Source organism: Roseateles flavus (assembly GCF_039872765.1).
Classification (GTDB): Bacteria; Pseudomonadota; Gammaproteobacteria; order Burkholderiales; family Burkholderiaceae_C; genus Roseateles_B; species Roseateles_B flavus.
This window is the reverse complement of record NZ_JBDPZC010000007.1, coordinates 115,212-137,353: the sequence shown is the minus strand read 5'-3', so window position 1 is coordinate 137,353 and position 22,142 is coordinate 115,212. Positions and strand designations below refer to the sequence as shown.

General features: G+C 72.1%; 26 protein-coding genes. 15 read left to right on the top strand and 11 right to left on the bottom strand.

Annotated elements, in window-relative coordinates:
* The first annotated feature begins 81 nt into the window (after positions 1–81).
* The gene (locus ABDJ40_RS15715; RefSeq protein ID WP_347611292.1) at positions 82–2,625 is read left to right on the top strand and encodes a catalase; all 2,544 of its coding nucleotides are present in this window, start codon (positions 82–84) and stop codon (positions 2,623–2,625) included.
* Positions 2,618–3,457 (top strand): DUF2334 domain-containing protein, encoded by an 840-nt coding sequence (locus ABDJ40_RS15710; RefSeq protein ID WP_347611290.1) that lies wholly within the window; start codon positions 2,618–2,620, stop codon positions 3,455–3,457. Before ABDJ40_RS15715 ends, ABDJ40_RS15710 begins: the two co-directional genes overlap by 8 nt.
* Before the next feature lie 2 nt (positions 3,458–3,459).
* Here ABDJ40_RS15710 and ABDJ40_RS15705 read toward each other — a convergent pair whose 3' ends face one another.
* From ABDJ40_RS15705 to ABDJ40_RS15695, 3 genes are all read right to left on the bottom strand, one after another.
* A complete protein-coding gene (locus tag ABDJ40_RS15705) occupies positions 3,460–4,068 on the bottom strand; it encodes a phosphatase PAP2 family protein (RefSeq protein WP_347611288.1) in 609 nt (202 codons plus the stop codon).
* 2 nt (positions 4,069–4,070) lie between these two features.
* Positions 4,071–5,228 (bottom strand): glycosyltransferase family 4 protein, encoded by a 1,158-nt coding sequence (locus ABDJ40_RS15700; protein ID WP_347611286.1) that lies wholly within the window; start codon positions 5,226–5,228, stop codon positions 4,071–4,073.
* Between the two features lie 83 nt (positions 5,229–5,311).
* Complete coding sequence (locus ABDJ40_RS15695; protein ID WP_347611284.1) at positions 5,312–6,211, bottom strand: SDR family oxidoreductase; 900 nt, start codon at positions 6,209–6,211, stop codon at positions 5,312–5,314.
* A gap of 182 nt (positions 6,212–6,393) precedes the next feature.
* Between ABDJ40_RS15695 and ABDJ40_RS15690 the strand changes: the two genes are divergently transcribed.
* The 6 genes from ABDJ40_RS15690 (at position 6,394) to ABDJ40_RS15665 (ending at position 10,193) form a co-directional block, all read left to right on the top strand.
* Entirely contained in the window at positions 6,394–6,693 is a 300-nt protein-coding gene (locus ABDJ40_RS15690) for a hypothetical protein (protein ID WP_347611282.1), read from the top strand.
* A gap of 5 nt (positions 6,694–6,698) precedes the next feature.
* Positions 6,699–7,241, top strand: coding sequence for a hypothetical protein (locus tag ABDJ40_RS15685; RefSeq protein ID WP_347611280.1), 543 nt, complete (start codon positions 6,699–6,701; stop codon positions 7,239–7,241).
* A complete protein-coding gene (locus ABDJ40_RS15680; protein WP_347611278.1) occupies positions 7,238–7,738 on the top strand; it encodes a DUF2243 domain-containing protein in 501 nt (166 codons plus the stop codon). Before ABDJ40_RS15685 ends, ABDJ40_RS15680 begins: the two co-directional genes overlap by 4 nt.
* Before the next feature lie 130 nt (positions 7,739–7,868).
* Positions 7,869–8,702: a DUF4142 domain-containing protein gene (locus tag ABDJ40_RS15675; RefSeq protein WP_347611276.1), complete on the top strand. Its 834-nt coding sequence runs from the start codon at positions 7,869–7,871 to the stop codon at positions 8,700–8,702.
* A gap of 21 nt (positions 8,703–8,723) precedes the next feature.
* Positions 8,724–9,236 carry a CBS domain-containing protein gene (locus ABDJ40_RS15670; protein ID WP_347611274.1) on the top strand — a complete coding sequence of 171 codons (513 nt, stop codon included), beginning with the start codon at positions 8,724–8,726 and terminating at the stop codon, positions 9,234–9,236.
* A 99-nt stretch (positions 9,237–9,335) separates the two neighbouring features.
* A complete protein-coding gene (locus ABDJ40_RS15665) occupies positions 9,336–10,193 on the top strand; it encodes a PRC-barrel domain-containing protein (RefSeq protein ID WP_347611272.1) in 858 nt (285 codons plus the stop codon).
* Between the two features lie 112 nt (positions 10,194–10,305).
* On the opposite strand, the gene ABDJ40_RS15660 is transcribed toward ABDJ40_RS15665, so the two are convergent.
* A complete protein-coding gene (locus tag ABDJ40_RS15660) occupies positions 10,306–10,500 on the bottom strand; it encodes a hypothetical protein (RefSeq protein ID WP_347611270.1) in 195 nt (64 codons plus the stop codon).
* Positions 10,501–10,655: 155 nt separating this feature from the next.
* Between ABDJ40_RS15660 and ABDJ40_RS15655 the strand changes: the two genes are divergently transcribed.
* Entirely contained in the window at positions 10,656–11,024 is a 369-nt protein-coding gene (locus ABDJ40_RS15655) for a hypothetical protein (RefSeq protein WP_347611269.1), read from the top strand.
* 20 nt (positions 11,025–11,044) lie between these two features.
* Here the strand turns inward: ABDJ40_RS15655 and rpoN are convergent, their stop codons facing one another.
* On the bottom strand, positions 11,045–12,493 hold the full coding sequence (gene rpoN, locus ABDJ40_RS15650) for an RNA polymerase factor sigma-54 (protein WP_347611268.1): 1,449 nt from the start codon (positions 12,491–12,493) through the stop codon (positions 11,045–11,047).
* Between the two features lie 400 nt (positions 12,494–12,893).
* On the opposite strand from rpoN, the gene ABDJ40_RS15645 reads away from it, so the two are divergent.
* The 4 genes from ABDJ40_RS15645 to ABDJ40_RS15630 all read left to right on the top strand — a co-directional run bounded on the left by ABDJ40_RS15645 (position 12,894) and on the right by ABDJ40_RS15630 (position 17,344).
* On the top strand, positions 12,894–13,211 hold the full coding sequence (locus tag ABDJ40_RS15645) for a BON domain-containing protein (protein WP_347611267.1): 318 nt from the start codon (positions 12,894–12,896) through the stop codon (positions 13,209–13,211).
* 69 nt (positions 13,212–13,280) lie between these two features.
* Positions 13,281–14,384, top strand: a complete 1,104-nt coding sequence (locus ABDJ40_RS15640) for an AI-2E family transporter (protein WP_347611266.1) — start codon at positions 13,281–13,283, stop codon at positions 14,382–14,384.
* Positions 14,385–14,419: 35 nt separating this feature from the next.
* Positions 14,420–16,756 (top strand): hybrid sensor histidine kinase/response regulator, encoded by a 2,337-nt coding sequence (locus ABDJ40_RS15635; protein ID WP_347611265.1) that lies wholly within the window; start codon positions 14,420–14,422, stop codon positions 16,754–16,756.
* Positions 16,757–16,882: 126 nt separating this feature from the next.
* Positions 16,883–17,344 carry a PA2169 family four-helix-bundle protein gene (locus tag ABDJ40_RS15630; RefSeq protein ID WP_269633369.1) on the top strand — a complete coding sequence of 154 codons (462 nt, stop codon included), beginning with the start codon at positions 16,883–16,885 and terminating at the stop codon, positions 17,342–17,344.
* A gap of 38 nt (positions 17,345–17,382) precedes the next feature.
* On the opposite strand, the gene ABDJ40_RS15625 is transcribed toward ABDJ40_RS15630, so the two are convergent.
* The 4 genes from ABDJ40_RS15625 to ABDJ40_RS15610 all read right to left on the bottom strand — a co-directional run bounded on the left by ABDJ40_RS15625 (position 17,383) and on the right by ABDJ40_RS15610 (position 19,379).
* Positions 17,383–17,892 carry a DUF421 domain-containing protein gene (locus tag ABDJ40_RS15625; protein ID WP_347611264.1) on the bottom strand — a complete coding sequence of 170 codons (510 nt, stop codon included), beginning with the start codon at positions 17,890–17,892 and terminating at the stop codon, positions 17,383–17,385.
* A gap of 65 nt (positions 17,893–17,957) precedes the next feature.
* Positions 17,958–18,518, bottom strand: a complete 561-nt coding sequence (locus tag ABDJ40_RS15620) for a hypothetical protein (RefSeq protein ID WP_347611263.1) — start codon at positions 18,516–18,518, stop codon at positions 17,958–17,960.
* Entirely contained in the window at positions 18,511–19,065 is a 555-nt protein-coding gene (locus ABDJ40_RS15615; RefSeq protein ID WP_347611262.1) for a hypothetical protein, read from the bottom strand. Before ABDJ40_RS15615 ends, ABDJ40_RS15620 begins: the two co-directional genes overlap by 8 nt.
* Before the next feature lie 11 nt (positions 19,066–19,076).
* Entirely contained in the window at positions 19,077–19,379 is a 303-nt protein-coding gene (locus ABDJ40_RS15610) for an ElaB/YgaM/YqjD family protein (protein WP_347611261.1), read from the bottom strand.
* 265 nt (positions 19,380–19,644) lie between these two features.
* Here ABDJ40_RS15610 and ABDJ40_RS15605 point away from each other — a divergent pair, with 265 nt between their 5' ends.
* Together ABDJ40_RS15605 and ABDJ40_RS15600 are read left to right on the top strand one after the other, a co-directional pair.
* Positions 19,645–20,493 carry an SDR family oxidoreductase gene (locus ABDJ40_RS15605; RefSeq protein WP_347611260.1) on the top strand — a complete coding sequence of 283 codons (849 nt, stop codon included), beginning with the start codon at positions 19,645–19,647 and terminating at the stop codon, positions 20,491–20,493.
* Positions 20,484–21,131 (top strand): D-glycero-alpha-D-manno-heptose-1,7-bisphosphate 7-phosphatase, encoded by a 648-nt coding sequence (locus ABDJ40_RS15600; protein WP_347611259.1) that lies wholly within the window; start codon positions 20,484–20,486, stop codon positions 21,129–21,131. Before ABDJ40_RS15605 ends, ABDJ40_RS15600 begins: the two co-directional genes overlap by 10 nt.
* On the opposite strand, the gene ABDJ40_RS15595 is transcribed toward ABDJ40_RS15600, so the two are convergent.
* A complete protein-coding gene (locus ABDJ40_RS15595) occupies positions 21,043–21,456 on the bottom strand; it encodes a hypothetical protein (protein WP_347611258.1) in 414 nt (137 codons plus the stop codon). The two genes, ABDJ40_RS15600 and ABDJ40_RS15595, sit on opposite strands and share 89 nt — an antisense overlap.
* On the bottom strand, positions 21,348–22,100 hold the full coding sequence (locus tag ABDJ40_RS15590; RefSeq protein WP_347611257.1) for a hypothetical protein: 753 nt from the start codon (positions 22,098–22,100) through the stop codon (positions 21,348–21,350). The genes ABDJ40_RS15595 and ABDJ40_RS15590 overlap by 109 nt, the downstream gene beginning before the upstream one ends.
* Between the last annotated feature and the right edge of the window lie 42 nt (positions 22,101–22,142).

Genomic DNA, 22,142 nt, shown 5'->3' with positions numbered 1-22,142 from the left:
CCTGCGCAGGCGCATTCCGCGCCGCACGCCTCCGCACACCGGCTGAGGGCCGGTCAACCGAAACCATCTGAAGGACTGCCCATGGCCAGCCGAAAGCTCCCTCCCCCATCCGATGAAGGCACGCCCGCAGGCCCGGGCCGCAAGACCGCGACCCGCAGCAGCAGTCGGACCGGCAGCCCGGCGCGCGCCGCCCGGCCGTTGCCCCCCGTGGGCTCGGCGCTGAGCACCGTCTCCGGCCCCGCCCACCTGGACGCCGACCCGCAGGCCGGCCAGAGCCTGCAGACCGAAGCGCAGGTGCGGCTGCTGCGCCGCGCGCTAGGGACCCAGGCCCTGGCCGCGTCCATGCCCGCCAACCGGCACAAGGCCGCGGAACACGGCCGGGGCCAGGCCCTGGAGCCTGTTGCGGGCGAGCAGATCGCCACGCCGGACGAGCTGGTCACCGCCAGCACCGTCACCGAAGGCTGGTCCTCGCACAAGGTGGGAGACGGCCTGCAGGAGACGGGCTACAACGCCAGCAACGAGTCCCTGGACCGCGTGCGCGCCGACGCCACCGGCCAGGCACTGTCCACCAACCAGGGCGTGCGCATCGCCGACAACCAGAACTCGCTGAAGGCCGGCCTGCGCGGCCCCTCGCTACTCGAGGACTTCATCCTGCGCGAGAAGCTGACCCACTTCGACCACGAGCGCATCCCCGAGCGCGTGGTCCATGCGCGCGGCTCCGGCGCCCACGGCTACTTCGAGTGCTACGACCCCCTGCCGGACCTGACCCAGGCCGCGCCCTTCGCGGCGGCGGGCAAGCGCACGCCGGTGTTCGTGCGCTTCTCCACCGTGGCCGGCGAGCGCGGCTCGGCCGACACCGTGCGCGACGTGCGCGGCTTCGCGGTGAAGTTCTACACCGAGGACGGCAACTGGGACCTGGTGGGCAACAACATCCCGGTCTTCTTCATCCAGGACGCGATGAAATTCCCCGACCTCGTGCACGCCCTGAAGCCCGAGCCTCACCATGCCATGCCCCAGGCCTCCAGCGCGCACGACACCTTCTGGGACTTCGTCTCCCTGAGCCCCGAGTCCACGCACATGCTGATGTGGGTGATGTCGGATCGCGCCATCCCGCGCAGCTACCGCATGATGCAGGGCTTCGGCGTGCACACCTTCCGCCTGGTCAATGCCCAGGGAGAGTCGCGGCTGTGCAAGTTTCACTGGACGCCGGTGGCCGGCACGCATTCCCTGCTGTGGGACGAGGCGGTGAAGATCGCCGGCGCCGATCCGGACTTCCACCGCCGCGACCTATGGGAAGCCATCGAGGGCGGCCTGCATCCCGAGTGGGAGCTGGGCTTGCAGGTCTTCAGCGAGGAAGAGGCGGAGGCCTTCGACTTCGACGTGCTGGACCCCACCAAGCTGGTCCCCGAGGAGCTGGTGCCGGTGCGACCCGTCGGCCGCCTGGTGCTGACGCGCAACCCGGACAACTTCTTCGCCGAGACCGAGCAGGTGGCCTTCTGCACGGCCCACATCATTCCCGGCATCGACTTCACCAGCGACCCGCTGCTGCAGGGCCGCATCCATTCCTATGTCGACACCCAGCTCACCCGGCTGGGCGGCCCGAACTTCCACGAGATCCCCATCAACACGCCCACCGCGCAGGTGCACAACCACCAGCGCGACGGCATGCACCGCCAGGTCATCGCCCGCGGCCGCGTGGCCTATGAGCCCAATTCGCTGGGCGGCGGCTGCCCCTTCCAGGCAGGGCGCGCCGGCTTCATCAGCTTCCCCGAGCCCGTGCAGGGCGAGAAGCTGCGCGCCAAGCCGGAGCGCTTTGCCGAGCACCATGCCCAGGCGCGGCTGTTCTGGCGCAGTCAGACCCTGGTCGAGCAGGCGCACGTGGTGGCGGCCTTCCGCTTCGAGCTCTCGCGGGTGCAGGTGGCGGCGGTGCGCGCGCGCGTGCTCTCGCAGCTGGCCCACGTGGACACCCGCCTGGCCAGCGCGGTGGCCGCGGGCCTGGGGCTGCCGGTGCCCGAGCCTGCGCCTCTGCTGGTGCCCGCCCCGGCCGAAGCCGAGACCGACCCACCCGCCTCGGCCGGACTGTCCCTGATGGCACGCCCGGGCGAGGGGTCGCTCGCGGGGCGCCGCGTGGCGCTGCTGAGTCATGCGGGCATGGACGTCGCCGGCATGCGCAGCGTCCAGGCGGCACTGCTCGCGGCTGGCGCCGTGCCGCGCTTCATCGGCCGCCGTCTGGGCACCCTGGAGCCGTCGCTGGACGGCGAGGCGCTGCAGGTGGAGGTCACGCTGGAGGCCGCCCCCTCGGTGCTGTGGGACGCCCTCGTGCTGCCTGACGGCGCCGTGGCGGACGGCCGCGGCCTGCCGCTGCAACGCCAGCCGGAGCTCGTGGACTTCGTCCGCGATCAGTACCGCCACTGCAAGCCCCTGCTGATGCTGGGCGACGCGGCCGAGCTGCTGCGAGCCGCCGGCGTGCCCGAGGCCCTGCTGGACGGCGACCCGCAGCTGGGCCTGTTCCGCTGCGAGGCGCCGCGCGACCCGGCCCTGCAGATCGACGCCGACTCGGTGTCCAGCTTCATCGCCGCGCTGGCCCGCCATCGCCACTTCGAAAGAGAGGCCCTGGGTGACTGAGCCTTCGCTGCGCGCCGACACCCGATTGGCAACACCTGACCCTGCCTTCCTGGCTGCGGTCCGTCCGCTGCCGGAGGAACTGGAGGGTCTGGCCCCGCGCCTGCTGGCGGCGGTGATCCACGACGTTGCGCCCTCGACCTGGTCCGACTGCCGCAGCCTGATCGATCAGTTGGACGAGATGGGCATCCGGCCGCTGAGCCTGCTGGCCGTGCCACGCTTCCATGGCAGCCCCCGCGACCCGGCCTTCGAGCGCTGGCTGCTGCAGCGCGCCGAGGCGGGCGACGAACTGGTGCTGCACGGCTACGACCACCGCGACCCGCTGCTGCCCCGGGGTGGCTGGCAGCGCGTGAAGCGCCTGTGGTACACGCACGGCGAGGGCGAGTTCTCCGCTCTGCCCTATGCCGAAGCGCGGCGCCGGCTGACGGCGGGACGGCGCTGGATGGAGTCCCTGGGGGTGAGGCCGGCCGGCTTCGTGCCGCCGGCCTGGCTGATGAGCGCCGGCAGCTGGGAGGCCCTGCGCGAGCAGCCCCTGCTCTACACCTGCACCCTGCGCCAGGTGGTGCTCCTTCCCCACGGTCCGACGCTCAGCGCCATGGCCCAGGTATGGAGCACGCGCAGTGCCTCGCGGCGCCTGGCCTCGGTCTGGTGGAATGCCGCCCTGCTGCGCCTGCAGACCGAGCGCCCGCTGCTGCGCCTGGAACTCCATCCCCTGGATGCCCGCCATGCCTCGGCCCGCCGCTCCTGGCAGCGGGTGGCCACGGCAGCCATGAGCCAGCGCCGCCAGCCGGTCAGCCTGCTGCAGGTGGCGCAGCTGCTGGAGAGCACCGCCTGAAGTCAGACCCCGAACTGCCGCAGCAGGAGCAGGCACAGGCTGCCGCCCATCAGGCCCAGCAGGCAGGCGGCGAGCACGTCGCTGGGGTAGTGCAGGCCCAGGACCATGCGGGACAGGGCGATGGCCAGACTCAGCGGCCACAGCAGCCAGCCCCAGCGCGGGTCCTGCGCCGAGAGCACGAGGCTGAAGGCGAGCGCATGCAGCGTATGGCCGCTGGGAAAGCTGTGGCGGTCCAGCCGCGCCTCCAGGGCCTGCACGCCCTCGCAGCGTTCGCAGGGCCGGGCACGGGCGAAGGCCGCCTTGAGCCCCTTCACCAGCAGCACGTGCAGCGCGCCCATGGCCCCCAGGGCCAGCGCCAGCCAGGGCCGGCCGCCGGGCCAGGCCTGCAGCGCGATGAGCAGGCCCCACAGCGGTCCGTTGCCGGCACGGCTGGCCAGCACCATGAGGCGCAGCAGGACGGGGTGGCGCGCGCGGCCATGCAGTCCGCGCAGGCAAACGAGCTCGCAGCGCCGGGACAGGGCCAGCGCCGGGCTGCGGGCGGCCCAGGCGGCCAGGGCGTCGCGCAGCGACGGCGCGGAGCGCTTGCGCGCTGGCAGGACCTCCGAGTCCATGCTCAGACGGCCGGCATCTGCAGGGCCGCGGCCAGCGGCCGCTCCTCGCAGAGTTGCTGCAGGGTCGTCTCGAAGCGGGCCAGCAGTTCCGGCAGATGCTGCTGCAGCGCCGTCCGTCGGGCCTGCAGCCGCATCGTGTTGAAGACTGCCGGCGGCGCGGCAAAGCGCAGCGCGCCGTCGAGGAAGGCGGTGTCGTCGCCCACCGTGGCCAGGAAGCCGTTGAGGCGCGGCACGATGAGGTCCGCCGCCGCGGCCGTGTTGAAGGCCAGCACCGGCAGGCCCGAGGCCATGGCCTCCAGGGTCACGTTGCCGAAGGTGTCGGAGAGGCTGGGGAAGAGGAAGGCGTCGGCGCTGGCATAGGCGCGCGACAGCGCCTCGCCGCGCAGCACGCCCAGGAAGCGCGCGGCCGGGTAGCGCCGCTCCAGGCGCGCACGCAGAGGCCCGTCCCCCACGACGATCATGCGGCAATCCGGCCGCGCCCGGCTCAGCAAGGCATGGGCGCGCAGGGCCAGCTCCACGTTCTTCTCGGCGGCCAGCCGGCCCACATGCAGCAGGACCGGCCCCCTGCCCGCCTGCCATTCCGCGCGCAGGGCCTCGCAGCGCCAGACGGGCGAGAAGCGGTCGGCATCGACGCCCCGTCCCAGCAGCTGCAGATGACGGAAGCCCCGCGCCGCCAGCTGCCGGTAGGCCGAGCGGGAGGGCACGAAGGTGCGCTGGGTACGGTTGTGCAGCTGGCGCAGGCCGGCCTCGACCAGCGGGGACAGCAGGCCCAGGCCGTAGTAGCGGCTGTACTGGTGGAAGTTGGTGCGGAAGTCCGAGCTCAGCGCCAGGCCCAGCCTGCGCGCGGCCCGCACCGCGGCCCAGGCCAGGGGGCCCGGGGTGGCGATGTGCACCAGCTCCGCCTGGCGTTCCTGCAGCCGCCGCGCCACGGCCGCCGCCGAGGCCAGGCCGAAGCGCAGCTCGGGATAGACGGGGATGGGGCAGCCGGTGCAGAGCCATTCCTGCTCGCCCGCCGGCGCCGGGCGCTCGCCGCGCTGGGCCGGCCTCAGCAGGTCGACCTCATGCCCGCGGCCGCGCAAGTAGCTGACCACCCGTTCCACGCCAAGGGCGACGCCGTTGAGTTCGGGCGGATAGGTTTCGGTGACATAGGCGATACGCACGAGGCCTCCTCGGAACAGGGCAGACGGGATGGATGAAGCACCGCAGGGGCAATCGGCGCGCCTTCGCCGCTGCCCGGGACGCTTCAGATGGCCCCCACGCTGCCCGTCACCGGCAGGACCACGCCGCTGATGTAGGACGAGCACACCGACGAAGCCAGGAACACATAGGCCGGGGACAGCTCCTCGGGCTGGGCGGGGCGCTTCATGTCGCTGTTCCTGCCGAACTGGGGGACCTGTTCGGCCGGCAGGTCGGCCGGGTTCAATGGCGTCCAGACCGGGCCCGGCGCGACCGCATTGACGCGGATGCCCTCAGGCAGCAGCGCCTGGGCCAGGGCCTTGGTGAAGGCATGGACCGCGCCCTTGCTGGCCGAGTAGTCGATCAGCTTCGCGTTGCCGCGCAGACCGGTGGAGGAGCCCGTGTTGATGATGCAGGCGCCCCGCTTCAGGTGGGGCAGCGCGGCCCGCGCCATCTGCAGGTAGCCGAAGACGTTGGTGCGGAAGGTGCGCTCCAGTTGTTCCTGGTCAATGTCCAGCAGGGAGTCCGCGTGCCGCTGGAAGGCGGCGTTGTTGACGAGCACGTCGAGGCGGCCCAGCTCGTCCACGCAGGCACGCACGGCGGACTCGCAGAAGTCAGGCTCCCGCACGTCACCGGCCACGACCAGGGCACGCCGCCCCTCGGCCTCGACCAAGTCCGCCGTGTGCCGGGCGTCCTCATGGGAGCTGAGGTGCACGATGCACACATCGGCGCCCTCACGCGCGAAGAGCACGGCCACGGCGCGGCCGATGCCGGAGTCTGCGCCCGTGATCAGCGCGACCAGGCCCTGCAGCTTGCCGCTGCCCTGGTAGTGCTCGGCCATGAAGCGCGGCGGCGGATCCAGCTGGGCCTCGCTGCCGGACCCGGCCAGGTGCTGCGGCGGCGGCTTGTCGGACTGCGTGGCGGGGGGCTCCTGGGCGGCGAACGCCTGCCCTTCCGAATGGCTCATGGTGGGACTCCTGGCTGTGCGGTCTTGGGGCTGAAGGGGGCGCCGGCAGGCGGGCAGGCGGTGCCCCCGCGGTACCTTGTGCAGGCAAGTGGCGATCCGGGACTGCCGCCCATGCGAGGCTGGCAGGCGCGCCGATTGCAGGTGGGAGCCCGGGCCCTCTTGCGCGGCCCCAGGAGACGTCCATGCCCATACAGCTCCCCCCCACCCTGCAGGCCCACACCACGCCGCCCATCCCCCCGGAGCTGCCGCCTGTGCCGCCGCCGCCTCACGGGCCGCAGCGCTCGCCGGACCCGCTGCCGCCCGACATCCAGGAGCCCGAGCCCATCGAGATGCCCCCGCCCCTGGGTGAACCGCCCACCATGCCCCCGCCCATGGGGCTGCCGGCCCATGCGCGGCGCCGGAGCCCCGCCTGGCGCCGCCCTTGCCTGCTGCTGCGGCACGATTTGCCGACAGAGCTGCGGCAAGCGCCCGTCAGGGCCTGACATTCATGCCGCAGCGAATACTGCAACGCGCCGCCGGAGGCGCCCTGCTCTCCGGCCTGCTGCTGGTCCTGCGCGGCCGGCGTGACGACGGCGACGGCGCCGTCCCCCTCAACGCCATCAGCCACTGGCTGTGGCCCCGCAGCGCCTTCCGCGCACGGGGCTTCAGCGCTCGCCACACGGTCACGGGCGCGCTGATCCATGTCGGCGCTTCCTGCTTCTGGAGCCTGGTCTTCGAGGGCCGCCGGCTGCTGCGCGGCGCGCAGGCGCCGGAGCCGCGGCCACGGGAGGTCCTGCGGGATGCCCTGGCCCTGAGCGCCTTGGCGGCCTGGGTAGACCTGAAAGGGGTGCCGCCCGCCCTGCGCCCCGGCTTTGAGCGCCGCCTGCGGGCCGACAGCCTGTGCCTGGTCTACCTGGGCTTTGCCGCCGGCCTCGCACTGGGCGAGCTGTGCAAGGCCGCCCCGCGAGCGCCGGGCCCGGCACGGCTCGTGCCGAGCCCGGCGCAGCACGCGGCGCTCGCCGCTGCGCCCCCCGCGCGGAGGGCCGCATGAAGCCCGACGGCCGGCGCGGCCCCCTGATCGTGGCCGGCGTGCTGCTGGGCCTGGGCCTGGGCGGGATGGCGCATGGCATCCTCTTCCACGAGATCCTGCAGAGCCACCACACCCTGTCGGCCTGGCTGCCGCCCGAGACGCTGCAGGACCTGCGCCTCAACCAGTTCATCGACGGCCTCTTCCTGGGCCTGATGTGGGCCTTCCTGCTGCTGGGCCTGGTCCTGCTCTACGGAGCGGGGCGGGGGACGCAGCGCTGGTGGTCGGCCAGCGGCCTGCTGGGCGCCGGCCTGCTGGGATGGGGCCTGTTCGAGGTGATCGACGGCCTGGTGTGCCACTACTGGCTGGGCCTGAACCGGCTGATGGGCGCGCCCGGCGAAGCGGCCGAACCCGGCGTGCTGGAGGCCGCCCTGCTGGCCTGCGCCCTGCTGCTGATGCTGTGCGGCGCGCTGCTGCTGCGCCGGGCCCTGGGGCAGGGCCCGGCGGCCCGGCTTCGCTGAGTCGCTCAGCGCGTGATCCAGCGGGGGCTCGCCGCTGTTCCCTGTCCCGCACTTCCCGTCCCGCTCGCACGCCGATTGCCGGAACCCTTCAGCCAGCTTCGCATTGAAAGCTGATGGAAGGAGTGAACCGATGAAGCGATCCTTTCGACCCCCTGCGCTGACCCACCTGATGGTCAGCTGGATGGCCGCTGTCGGCACTGCGGCCTGGGCCCTGGCCGGCACGGCCGACACGCCCAAGGAACCCGGCACCCGGCCGCACGCGGCCTCGGGCCCGCATTCCGATGGCGCCGACGCCGTCCTGCAGACGCGCCAGCGCGCCGGCAACACCGGCAAGGCCACGAAGAGCGACCAGCAGTTCCTCAGCAAGGCCGCCGCGGCCGGCAGGGCCGAGGTCGAGATGGGCCGCCTTGGGCAGATGCGCGCCCAGAGCAGCGAGGTGAAGAGCTTCGCCGAACGCATGGTGCAGGACCACACGCGGGTCTACGGCGAGCTGCAGGCCCTGGGCAGCAGCCGGGGCCTGCTCGGCCCGGACGACACCGGCACGACAAGCACGGCATCCTCCAGGTCGGACAGGCTCATGGAGGCGCCCCCCGCCGCGGGCATCGGCGCTCGCCCCAGCAGCAGTCCCGGCAGCAACACCGCAAGCTCCTCGACGGCAACGCCCGGCACCGGCATGCCCATGGGCATGGGCAGCGCGGACGGCCCGCACCCGAAGCTGTCGGCGTCCGCCCAGCACAGCCTGGACCGCCTGCAGGGCCTCAACGGTGCAGCGTTCGACCGTGAGTTCATGAAGCAGATGGTGACGGACCACAAGGCCGCGGTCGCGGACTTCCAGCGCGCCGCCACCTCGGCCAGCGATCCCGAGGTCAAGGCCTTCGCCCAGAAGACGCTGCCCGGCCTGCAGGAACACCTGCAGCTGGCCCGCAGCCTGAGCGAGCGCCTGTCCGCCTCGGAGCACCGCTAGCTAGCCCGCAGGAGTCACACGATGAGCAAGGTATCCGACGTGATGACGCGCGGGGTCCGCACCCTGACGCCCGAGGACAGCATGCTGCAGGCCGCGCAGGCCATGGAGACGCTGGACGTGGGCGTCATCCCCGTCTGCGATGGCGAGCGCCTGGTGGGCCTGGTGACGGACCGCGACCTGGTGCTGCGCGGCATGGCCCAGGGCTATCCGGCCGACACCACGCGGCTGGACGGCATGATCACCCGCGAGGTGCAGTGCTGCCACGAGGACGACCCGCTGGACGAGGTGCTGCACAAGATGGGCGATGCCGCCGTCCGGCGCCTGCCGGTGCTGGACGCCGAGCATCGCCTGGTGGGCATGGTCACCCTGGGCGACGTGGCCGCCAGGACCAGCGCGGCCGAGCACGGCAGGACCGGCCAGGCGCTGTCGGACATCTCCCAGCCCACCGGCCCGGCCCATGCGGGTGCGCCGCGGGCCACCGGCACCACGGGCGGCGGCGCGGCCGAGGACCCCTCGCAGCAGCTCAGTTCCTGAGCGTCGGGTGGGGGGCTCCAGTGTCAGGCACGAGGCTTGCCTGAACCAGGTGAGCGGCAGCCCGTCTGCCGATCAAGCCCCTCAACTTCGGAGCCCTCCATGCATGACAAATTTCAACGAGCCCACGGCCGACCGAGCTTGCGCCCCCTGTGGATCGCGACCCTGCTCGGCCTGGCCGCCCTGACGACCCAAGCCCAGACCACCCCCCCTCCCAGCGGCCCCGCAGCCACCCGGCAGGCCGCCCAGGCGACATCGCGCGATGCGCGCGTCAGCCAGCTGATCGGCAAGGACGTGCGCAATCCGCAGGGAGAAAAGCTCGGGGAAATCAATGACCTCATCATTGACGTCAACAACGAAGTCATCCATTACGCCATCCTGTCCTTCGGCGGCTTCCTGGGACTGGGCGACAAGCTCTTCGCCTACCCCCTGACCGTGTTCCGCCATTCCATGGACCGCGACGAGCTGGTGCTGGACGTGGACAAGGAACGCCTGCGCCGCGCCCCCGGCTTCGAGCGCAACCACTGGCCGGACTGGACCTCGCCGGACTACAACAGCTCGCTCGAGCGCCACTTCGGCCCCGGCGCTCGCCTCATGCCCAAGCCCAATGCGCACCTGCTGCGCGCCAGCAAGCTGATGGGCAAGAACGTGGACGACACCAATGGCAAGAATGCCGGCGAGATCCAGGACCTGGTCGTCTCCATGTCCAGCGGCCGCGTGCGCTACGCCGTGCTGGACTTCGACCGCTCCTGGAACATGAACGACCGCCTGCTGACGCTGCCGATGAAGTCCCTGCGCTTCCCGGCGGACGCCAAGGTCGACCTGGTCCTGCTGGTGCCGCGCGAGCAGCTGGACGCCAAGCAGGGCTTCGACAAGAAGCAGTGGCCCGATGTCAACGATCCCAACTACCGCCGCCAGCTGGATGCCACGCTGGACCGGCTGGGAGCGGCCACGCGCTGACGCACCCGGCTCAGGCAAGCACCGGTCCGGCCTCACGGCCTGGCTGGGCAGAGGAAGGGGCGACCGAGGTCGCCCCTTTGCTTCGCCTGATGGCGTCCGGTCGGCGCCTCGCTCAGGGCACCGAGCTGGCCGAGGAGGCCGGCGTCTGCGGCAACGGGGCGGAGGCCTGCAGGTCGGGCTGGGGGCTCGTGCGGCCCGTCTCCGGTGCCGGAACATCGTTGCGCCGCTCGCAGGCGGACAGGCACAGCAGGGCCGCCGCGCACAGCAGCACGGCCTTGGATCGGTGATTCGGGGAGGTCATCATCATCGCTAACTCCTGGGTTGTGGGCCTCATCATCAGGCGCCGCGGCCGGTCCTGGCGCGGTGCCGTCGAGCCCTGATGAGCAAACCGCGTGCCCTGGGCGCACGCCTTGCCCGCAGCACGGACGGCGCCGTGCCGTGGCACTGAACGAAGGAGACGAGATGGACTCGAAGCGCTCACACGAGGGCCGCCCGGGGGACCGTCCGCATCGGCCCGGCAAGCCCAGCGATGTACTGGACCACGGCCCCGTGGCGCCCGGCTCGCCGCTGCCTCCCGACGATCACGACCTGGCCCTGCCCCATGAGCGGGACGAGTCCAGCGGCAGTGCCTCGACGGCGCAGCACGGCAGCGGCCCGGCGGGCGAGCGCCAGCGCGAGGTGATGGGCCAGGCCGCGGCTGACCTCGCCCAGGGCCAGGTGGACACCGACCTGCACGCCACGCCCGGCCTCGATGCCCAGCGGCGCAAAGAACTGATGGAGCCCGCAAGCCCGAAGTCCGGCCCCCCGGAGCCTGCCTCGCGGCGCCGCTGAGGACGCCCCAGGGACGCGGCTCAGGCGTGCTGGCGGCGCCGCTCCACCGCGTCGATCTTCAGCATCTGCCGGTACTTGGTCACCGTACGCCGCGCCACCACCAGGCCCTGGCGGGCCAGCAGCCGGGTGATGTCGGCGTCGGACAAGGGGGTGCTGGGATTCTCGGCGTCGATGATGTCCTTGATCAGGCCGCGGATGGCCGTGCCCGAGCAGGCGCTGCCGTTGCTGCTGACGATGGCGCGGGAGAAGAAGTACTTCAGCTCATAGACGCCGCTGGGCGTGGCGAGGTACTTGTTGTTCGTCACCCGCGAGACGGTGGACTCGTGGATGCCCACCTCATCGGCGATCTCCTTGAGGCCCAGGGGCTTCATGGCCATGGCGCCGAACTCCAGGAAATGGCGCTGGCGGCGCACGATGGCCGCGGCCACGTCCATGATGGTCGCAAAGCGCTGGTCGATGTTGCGCAGGGTCCAGCGCGCCTCCTGCAGATGGCTGGCCATCTCGCCGTCGCCCTGACGGCGGTGACGCTGGAACAGCTCAGCATAGACCTGGTTCATGCGCACCCGCGGGATGACAGCCGGGTTCAGTTGCACGCGCCACTGGCCACCTACTTTCGTCGTCAGCACATCCGGCACGATGTAGGCGGCCTGCGAGCTGCTGAAGCGCCAGCCCGGCCGGGGATCCAGCCGGCGCAGGCGCAGGCAGACGGACTCGGCCTCGGCCGGCGTCACGCCCAGGCGCTCGGCCAGGGCCGGCATGTCGCGCGTGGCCAGCAGCTCGATGTGGTCCCGCACGATGCATTCCGCCAGGCCGCGGGTGTGCTCGCAGTCGATGCCCGGCAGCTGCAGCCAGAGGCTCTCGGCCACCGTGCGGGCGCCCACGCCGGCCGGATCCAGGGACTGCACGCGCTTCAGGGCGATCTGCATCTCGTCCATGTCCGCCGCCGGCTCCAGGCCGCTCAGGGGCGCCAGCTCCTCCAGCGGGGTGCGCAGGTAGCCGTCTTCGTCCACCGACTCCGCCACGATGCAGGCCAGCACATGGTCTCGCTCGGGCAGGTTCAGCACGTTGATCTGGCTGCGCAAGTGGTCGTGGAGGCTTTGAGGGACGGGCGTGAGGTCCAGGGCACCGAACTCGCCGTCCTCCGGGCGGCTGCCGCCGGAGCCGCCCTCGGCGTTCCAGATTTCCCTGTCGTCCGCCAGGTCGGCTTCGGCGGCCTCCACCGGCGGCGGCGCTTCGGCCAGCTCCGTGGGCGTGGGCTCCGCGGCGGGCGGCGGGGCCAGGGGAAGCTCGGTCTCCTCGGTGCCGTCCGCACCCTCGGCGGTTTCCAGGAAGGGGTTGCGTCCCAGCATGTCGTGCACCATGGCGCTGAAGTCCAGCGAGGACATCTGCAGCAGCCGGACCGCGTGCTGCAGGCGCGGTGACAGGGTCTGCGTCTGACGCTGCGAGGTTCGAAGTTCGGTGAAGATCAATTGCGCACTCCCATGACGTGATTGAACGGATGTGCGGTGACTCGCAACTTGCATGCCGGACCGCCGCTGCCCGCTGTCCATGCGCAGCCTGGGAGGCGCGCTTGCCCGCAGCACTTTCTCGCGCAGCACCGCGAATTCATTGGGATTTCACGGAGATGGCGGCGCTTGCCCACGAGGCGCCGCCCGCATGTAAGCAGCCGTACAAGCGGCCATCAGGGTCATTGGCCCGGGCGATCAGCGCCCACACCCCCGATCCCGGGGGGCCTTCGCGGCAAGACTTGCCGCAATTCCTTCGCGTCCGCTGCGGCCCCAGCTGCAGCCCTGGTGCAGGGCAGGCGCGGCGATTGCCCTGGGGGGCAGCGGGCCCTGTCCGCAAACCCCGTCACTTCGGAGCAAGCACATGAAGCATGTCCTCTTTGCCGCAGCCGTGGCCCTTTCCTTTGCAGGTCTGCAGGGTTGTGCCGTCACCAGCGGTCAAAGCTCCGTCGGCCAGTATGTGGACGACGCCACCATCACCACCCGCGTCAAGGCGCGCATGGCGGAAGACCCGACGGTCGCCGCGATGCGCATCAATGTCGAGACGCTCAAGGGCACGGTCCAGCTTTCGGGCTTCGCCACCAGCCAGACCGAGAAGGACCATGCCGGCACCATCGCCGCGGGCGTGCCCGACGTGAAGGGCGTGCGCAACAACATCGTCGTCAGCACGCCGCAGAAGTAGGCGCCGGCGGCGAACGGTCTGCAGCAGGAAACCTGGGTGCCCGCGGAACGCCTCGCGTCCTGGATCGTCATGCGCAATGCATGGGCGATCGGGGGGCTGTTCGTCATCGCCCTGCTCTTCCTGCTGCGGGAAGCGCGGTCGCTGCTGGTGCCGGTGGTGATCGCGCTGATGCTGGCTTTTGTGCTGACGCCGGCGGTGCGGCGGTTGCGGCGGCACGGCATTCCCGAGACCCTGGGCGCCGCGCTGCTGGTGGGGGCCCTGCTGGGCACCGGCGGCACGGTGGCGGCGCTGCTGGCGGAGCCCGCGGCCCAGTGGTGGGAGCGCGCGCCGCGCGCCCTGGGCAGCGTGCTCTCACGCATCGACCGCTGGCGGGGCGAGTTTCCCGGCCTGCGCAGCGGTAGCGGCCGGGCCCAGGGCGCCGTCGAGGCGACGGACTCCGTCAAGGCCCGGCTGGCCAGCGAGGGCGTCGCCCTCACCGGCTCGCTCCTCACGGAAGGGGTGCGCTTCACGCTCTCGGCGGCATCCACCGTGATCCTGCTCTACTTCCTCCTGGCCTCCGAGCACTGGCTGCTGTCGCGCTGCCTCGAGGTCCTGCCGGCACGTCCCCGCCTGCGGGCCGTGGTGCTGGGCGGGCTGCGCGCCGTGCAGCGCGACCTCTCGCGCTATGTGCTGACCCTCAGCCTGATCAATCTCGGCGTGGGCCTCGCCACCGCCCTGGCTCTGAGCCTGCTGGACCTGCCCAACCCAGGCCTGTGGGGCGTGGCCGCGGCCCTGCTGAACTTCATCCCCTACATCGGGCCGTGGGTCGCCGCGGCGGCCCTCGCCCTGGCCGGCGCCATGACCGATGCGCAGGGCCTGCAGCTGCTGCTGCCGGCGGCCGCTTTCCTGTCCATCCATGCCCTCGAGAGCAATCTGGTCAGCCCCTGGCTGATCGGCAGCCGCTTGGCCATCAATCCGCTCTCGGTCTTCCTGTCGGTGCTGCTGTGGGCCTGGCTGTGGGGCCTGGCAGGCGCCCTGATTGCCGTGCCCCTGCTGATCTGCCTTCGCTGCGTTTGCCGGCGCAACCGTAAACTGCGTGTCATTGCCCTCTACCTCTCTGCCAGCAGCCGGCCATGCGCGAGCCTGCGCAGCCTGCTGGGACCTGGTCGCTCCTTGCCCAAAGTTCCGGGCTGACGGGGGGCGGTGTCTGCCGTGTTGGATGTCGACCCATGCTGGAACGCGATGAAGTGGAGCCCCCACCTGCCGCCCACGCCTCCTCGGGCTGGCAGCGCTTGCGGCATTGGGGCGCCCAGCTGCGCGAGCACGCGCCACGGCTGACCCTGTCGGTGCGCACGCGCCTGGTCCTGCTGGTGCTGGCGGTGGTGCTGCCCGGCACCCTGGCGGCCCTGTGGGCGGCCTGGCGGGCCGGCGAGGAGCGGCTGGTGCGCCATCTGCGGGACGATGCCCGCGCCCTGTCCATGGTGGTGGACCGCGAGCTGGCCCAGCGCGCGGCCATCGCCCGCGTCCTGGCCCTGGCGCGGACCCTGGACACGCTGCCCGACATCGAGCCCGCCCAGCTTCAGCTGCTGGAAACCCAGGCCCGACGCGCCGTGCAGGGCCTGGACGGCTGGGTGGTGCTGAGCACGCCGGACGAGGTCCTCTTCAGCACTCGCCTTCCGCCCTCGACCGGCGAGGAGCCCCTCTCCTCGCGCCGCCCGCGCGAGCCCGGCGCGCCGCCGCTGGCGAACCGGCCCATGGTCGGCTCGCTGGAACCGGGCCGCCATGGCATCCCGTCTCACGCCTCGCTGGTGCAGCCGGTGGAGCGGCGCGGGCATGTGCTGGCGAACCTGGAGGTCACGATCGTGCCCCTGGAACTGCAGCGCCTGATCAACCATCAGGACCTCCCGCCGGACTGGACCGCCGCCGTGCTGGACGGGCGCGGCCACATCGTGGCCAGTTCCTCGGGCGGCCCCGCCCTCACCGAGCCGGCGGCCTGGCCTGCCCTGAGCGCCCTGATGCAGGCCCATGACGAGGCGCTGCTGCAGGGCCGCAACCCCAACGGCCAGGCGGTGCTGACCTACTTCAGCACCTCCTCGCAGGGCTGGAGCTTCATCATCACCGCCCCACGCGACCGCCTGGCCGGCGGTCAGCTGCAGTCCCTGCTGCCCGTGCTGCTGGGCGCCATGGTCCTGCTTGCCATGGGCCTGGCCGGCGCGCTGTGGCTCAGCCGGCGCATCGCCCGGCCCCTGGACGACCTGACCTCCATGGCGCAGTCCCTGCAGACGGGCGGGCCGCTGCGCCAGCATCCCACGGGGATCGAGGAATGGGACTACGTCTCGCGCGCCCTGGTCAACGCCAGCGAGGCCATGCGGCGCTCCCGCAGCGAGCTGGAGCAGCGGGTCAACGAGGCCGTGGAACGCACGCGGGAGACCGAGCAGATCAGCTCGCGCAGCCAGCGCATCGCCGCCCTGGGGCGGCTGACCGGCGGCGTCGCCCATGACTTCAACAACCTGCTGGGCGTGATCAGCAACAGCGCCCACCTCATCCAGCGCCATGTGCACAACGAGGCGCTGCAGGTGCCGCTGAGCGCCATCCGGCGCTCGGTGGAGGTCGGCAGCCGCCTGACACAGCACCTGCTGCGCTTTGCTGGGCAGCAGGCCGTCCATCCGCAGTCCCTGGACCTGGCCAGCACGTTGAAGGACCTCGAGGCGCTGCTGAGCACCGTGCTGGGCAAGCGCGTCAGCCTGACCATGGACCTCCAGCCCGGCGTGCGCCTGGTGACGGCGGACCCGGCAGAGCTGGAGCTGGCCCTGATTAACATCGCCCTGAACGCGCGGGACGCCCTCAACGGCGCGGGCAAGGTGAGCTTCAGCCTGCGCAATGCCCGCGAGGACGAGCTGGCCGGACTCGCGCCGGGCGCCTATGTGCTGATCAAGGTGGCGGACGACGGCCCGGGCATCCCGGCGGACATCCTGCCCCGCGTCTTCGAGCCCTTCTTCACCAGCAAGCCCGTCGGCCGCGCGACGGGGCTGGGCCTGAGCCAGGTGCTGGGCTTCTGCGTACAGGCCGGCGGCACGGCGCGCATCCACTGCCCGCCGGAAGGTGGCACCGTCGTCAGCCTGCTGCTGCCGGCCAGCCAGACGCGTGCGCCGGCAGAGGCCGGCGCCGAGGCCGGTGCCACCAGCAGCCTGGCGGGCGCACGGGTGATGCTGGTGGAGGACAACGAGGAGCTGAGCCGGGTCACGGCCACGCTGCTGCGCTCCTTCTCCTGCCAGGTGCTGTGCGTCTACGACGCCGACGAGGCCCTGCGGCGCTTCGGCACCGGCGCGGGCATCGACGTCGTGCTGTCCGACGTGATGATGCCCGGCCGCATGGACGGCCTCACCCTGGTCAAGGCACTGCGCGCCATGCGGCCGGAGCTGCCGGCCGTGCTGATCAGCGGCTACAGCGCGACGCCCGTCACCGACGACCCCACGCTGATCGTGCTGCGCAAGCCCTGCTCCCCCGCCCAGCTGCTGGACGCGCTGCGTCGCGCCATCAGCGGCCCCCAGGCCACGCGGGACTGAGGGCATCTGCGGGGTGCACGCGGGGTGCACGCGGGGTGCACGCGGGGGACCGGGAACAAGGCTTGCTGCCTCGCTGCGAGCGCCGGCACCCGCCGACGCCGAGTAACCACTTTCGGAGGCACAGCCATGGAAAAGGACGATGTCGTCGACACGCTCAACAACCTGATCGAGACCTGCAAGGACGGTGAATACGGCTTCACCGCCAGCGCCGAGCATGTGCGCAGCGCCAGCATCCGCCAGATCTTCGCGGCACGGGCCCTGGAATGCCGAGAAGCCGCCCTGGAGCTGCAGCAGCTGGTGCGCCAGTACGGCGGCAAGGCGGAAGACGAAGGCAGCGTCAGCGGCGCCATGCACCGCGGCTGGGTGAGCGTCAAGGGCACCCTGGCCGGCTACAGCGACGTGGCCATGCTGGAGGAATGCGAACGCGGCGAGGACGCCGCCGTGGCCCGCTACCGCAAGGCCCTGCAGCAGGACCTGCCGGCGGACGTGCTGCTGGTGGTGCAGCGTCAGATGAACGGCGTGCAGCGCAACCATGATCAGGTCCGGCGCCTGCGCGACGAAGCCCGCGCCACCGAGCACCGGGCCTGACCGGAGCCCGTGGGCCGCGCGGCGGAGGCCGGGAAGCCTCAGTCGCGCGGCACGACGGTGATGGAGCCGTCGCTCTCCATCCAGGCGCGCGCCACCTCGTCCAGCCGGGTCAGGCCTTCGCGGTGCAGGGCCCCCATCAGCTCGTCCCGCGTGATCATTTCGCGCCGCAGATTCGCCTGCAGCACCTGGCCCTCCCGCACGAGCAGCGTGGCAGGCGCCTGCAGGAACCGCCGCAGCAAGCGGCTGCGGTAGCCCGCCCAGTCGATCACCCAGTTCCAGCCCGCGATGGTGCCCACCAGCGCCACGCCGTCGCCGATGGAGCGGTACTCGCCGGCCATGGCGTTCTGCGAGGCGTCGGCGATCAGCACCAGCAGCAGCACATCGGCCAGGCCGATGCTGCCGGCGTCGCGCCGCAACACGAAGCGGAACATCAGGAAGAGCAGCCAGTACATGACCGTCCCGCGCAGCGCCAGCTCCAGCGGATGCAGGGAGAAGGCGAAAACGGACGACCAGTCGGGCAAAGGCGGCCAGGGGGGCAAGGCGTTCATCATGCGTTCAAAGGCAAGACCTGACCCTTTGCAGCCGAGGGCCGGGGCGGCGCCCGCCCCGGGGATCAGTCATGCGACGGAGCGGCAGCCGGCGGGGAGCCGGCCGGCGAGGCAGCCGCCGGCGTGGGCGTGGCAGCGGCCGGGCCCACCGGCCGGGCGCGGTGGCGCTGGGCCGGCGTCTTCAGCACGCCGCCCAGCAGGGCCAGCATCAGGCCCTCGGCCGCCTCGAGCACGGCGGGCCGCAGCCATTGGTGTACCAGGGGCGTCAGCAGGCTGCGAAGCCAGGGCCCCAGCAGAGCCAGGGCCCCGGCCAGGGCACCGGCTCCGGCCGCGCTGGCGCCGTGGGCCCGGCCACGGTGCGCTGATCGTGACGCAGGCGCGGCGCTCCGGTCTCCCCGCCGCCACAGCAGGCCCAGCAGGCAGCCAGCGACGCCGCCCAGGGCCAGGGGCCACAGCCAGGCACGCGGCGCCAGCACTTGCCCCATCGCATGCTCGACCTCGTTCCATGAGCCCAGCAACCGGCGGCGCCTTTGCAGCATGCGCAACTCGACCGCCAGGATCTGCTGTTCCAGGCCGACCTCGGCCGAAGGCTTGCGGGGGGACGAGGATTCGGGACGTTCATTCATGGCGGCCTTCATCCGGACCCGCACGGGAGGGGCCCGACGATGTGTCAGAGGCGTCCGGCGCAGCGCCTGAGGCGCCGTGCCGGGCCGCGTAGTCGCGAGCCGCCTGGGCCCGGGCGGCCTCGGCCTGGGACTCCTCGCTGCCCAGGCCCATCTGCCGCCGCAGCGCAGGCATCGCGAACATGGGGCGCAGCAGCCGCGCCTGGGACAGGCACATGGCCAGCACACCGGCATTGCCCAGCACCACGATGGCGCAGGCGAGGGGCCACATCATGCCGGCGTCCGTCAGCACCACGGCCAGGCCGATCCAGAAGAACAGCCAGGCCGTGAACAGGGCGGCGGCCCCCAGCAGCATCAGCCACAGCAGGCGCTCCAGCAGGCGCAGGCCGCGCTGCAACTCCAGAGACAGCAGCTCCAGGCCATCGCCCAGCAGACCCACGAAGCTCAGCACCAGGGTCTGCACCCCGCCCAGCCAGCCGGAAGGCGGGCCTTCGTCGGGCGGGCTGTCGCGGCCCTCGCGAGTCGTGCCGGGCTCCATGCCCGGCGGCATGGGCGGCGCCGTCACCGAGAGAGCCGTGCGATCAGGGCACCGACGGCCAGGGCCGCGACCACGGTGGTCAGGGGATGCTCACGCACGCTGCTGCGCAGGCCCTCGCGCCACTGGCGACCCATGTCGCGCATCTGCTCGGCGCGCTCCTGGAGCATTTCGCCGGCGTCCTCCATCTGGTCCTGCAGTTTCTGGACCGCAGGCGCGGCCTGCTGGGCCAGGCGGTCGACGGTCTGGTGCGCGCCCTGTGCGGTGCGGTCCACCAGGTCCGCGGCCTCAGTTCTGGCGCTGCTCACGCCAGCGTGCGTTTCATTCATGCCCATCGTGCATTCCTTTCAATGATCAGGAGAGGGAGGCCGGCGGTCCGGCTCACCCCTGCAGAGACCTGCCGGCGTCCTGGGGCAAGCGGCATGCCATTGCATGGCGCCATTGCCCGGCCGGGCCGCAGGAAATCCTGCTGCAAGGCTTACCCGGGCAGGCGGGCAGCACGGCCGGCACGCTGCGTGCTCAGGGGCTCGGGGCGGCGCGCAGCAGCCCCTCCCTTCCACCCCGGCCCGCGAGGCCTCCTGCCCGGAACACAGCATGAATCCAGCGTCCTCCGCCACCTCCGCTTCCTCCACCCGCTCCGCTTCTGCTGCCACGCCGAAGACCCAGGACCTCTTCCTCAGCCCCGACAGCGAGGTCAGCGAAGCCCTCAGGCCGCTCTCCCTCAAGGGGCGCGTGGTGCTGATCACCGGGGGCGGCCAGGGTCTGGGCGCCGCGCTGAGCCTTGAGCTGGGCCGGCAGGGCGCCCGACTGGTGCTCGCCGACATGGACCTGCAGCGCGCCCAAGCGCAGGCCAAGACGCTGGCCCCGCTGGACATCGAGGTCCTGGCGCTTGCGCTGGACGTGGCCGACCCGGCCCAGTGCCGCCTGGCCATCGGCCGTGTCGAGCAGCAGTTCGGCCGCCTGGACGCGCTGGTCAACAATGCGGCGACCGACGTCACCGCGCCCCTGGCCGAGCTGGAGGTGGAGGACTGGCTGCGCATCCTGCACACCAATCTGTCCGGTCCCTTTGTGCTGAGCAAGTACGCCGCGGACTGCATGGCGCGCCAGGCCGGTGGCGGCGGCCACATCATCAACATCGCCTCGACGGCTTCCAAACGTGCCTGGCCCAATGCCAGCGCCTACCATGCCAGCAAGTGGGGGCTGCTGGGGCTCTCGCACGCCTTGCATGCGGAGCTGCGCGAGCAGGGCATCCGCGTCTGCGCCATTGTGGCGGGTGGCATGCGGACCCCTTTCCTGCTGGACCGCTTCCCCGACCTCGACCCCGAGCGCCTGCAGGACCCGGCCCATGTGGCGCGTGCCATCCGCCATGTGCTGGAACAGCCGCGCGGCACCAGCATCGCCGAGCTCACGGTGCTCCCCGAGCGGGAAAGCTCGTGGCCCTGAGCGCGCGCCTGCCGGCCCTGAGGGCCAGGCAGAGCCGCAGACCCTGGGCACCCGCGCTGTTCCTGGACAAGGACGGCACCCTGGTCGAGGACGTGCCCTACAACGTCGACCCTGCCCGGCTGCGCTTCATGCCGGGCGCGGGCCGCACCCTGGCGCGCCTGTCCTCGGCCGGCTTCGCGCTGGTGATGATCACCAACCAGAGCGGCATCGGGCGCGGCCTGTTCACGCGAGACGCCTTCGACCGGCTGGAGCAGGCCCTGCGCCAGCGCCTGCGCGAGTCCGACGGCGTGGAACTCGACGGTGTGCTGCTGTGCCCCCATCTGCCCAACGACGCCGGCGCGCCGGCCTGCCACTGCCGCAAGCCGGCGGCCGGCTTGCTGCTGCAGGCCGCCACCCAGCTCAAGCTGGACCTGACCCGCTCCTGGATGGTGGGCGACACCCTGGACGACGTGGAGGCCGGCCATCGCGCCGGCTGCCGCAGCCTGCTCTTCGATTGCGGCGGGGAGACCGTGTGGCGCATGAGCCCCCTGCGCGAGCCGGATCACCGCGTCAGGCAGTGGTCCGAGCTCGAGGCTCTGCTGCTGGCCCAGGGCGGGCCGCCGCAAGCATCGCCAGCAGCTGGGCCTCGGTCTGACTGAGGCCCCGGCGCCGCGCAGGATCGACCAGCTCGGCGCCCAGCAACAGGACGGCGGGATGCAGGGAGGAGGCCCGGCACACGGCCGGCGTGTGGCCCAAGCGCTGGGCGACCTGGCGCACGAGGGCCGGCAGGTCCGGGGCCTGGTCCTGCAGCGCCGCGGCCAGCACGAGGTCCAGGGCCAGCACGCTGCCATGCCAGGTCCGGAAGACCTTGGCCGTCATGCCAGGGCCCAGCTGCTCGAGCAGCCAGGCGTTGACGTCCGCCGAGCTGACGCGGTGGACCTGCCCGGCTTCGTCCAGGTACTGGAAGCGTTCGTCGCCCGGCAACTCGCGGCAGCGCCGCACCAGCGCCGCCCCAGCGCCGCCAGCCGGGCATCGCTGAGGCTCACATGATGAGCCACCCCCTTCTTGCCGATGAAACGCAGGTGCAGCGCCTCCCCCTGCAGCCGCAGGTGCCGGCAGCGCAAGGTGCTGAGGCCGAAGCTTCCGTTCTCACGGGCATCGCTGTCGTTGCCGATGCGCATCCAGCTGCAGTCCAGCAGCTGCACAAGGGCGGCGAGCACGCGGGCGCGCGTCGGCGTGCTGCCGCTCTCCAGCCTGCGGCGCAGGCGCGTGCGCAGTCGCGGCAGGCCGCGGCCGAAGTCCTGCAGCCGGGCAAACTTGTGCTCGCTGCGCTGCTGCCGCCAGGCCGGGTGGTCGAGGTACTGTTTGCGGCCGCGCTGGTCCCGGCCCGTGGCCTGCAGATGGGACCGGGGATCGGCTGAGATCCAGACGGACTGCCAGGCCGGCGCAATGGCCAGGGCGCGGATCCGGGCCAGCTCAGGCCCCGCGCGCAGCAGGCGGCCATCCGGCAGACGGTAGCGGAACCGGCCTGGCGGGCCCTCGCGTCGCAGGCCGGGGCGGTCGCTAGGGGTCCAGCGCAGGGGCGTGGTAGGGTCCATGGGGGCCGGTGCGGGGGAGGAGCGCGCCATGCTGTGCTGCGGCAGCCGGCGTGCCGGGCACAGGGCTTGCTG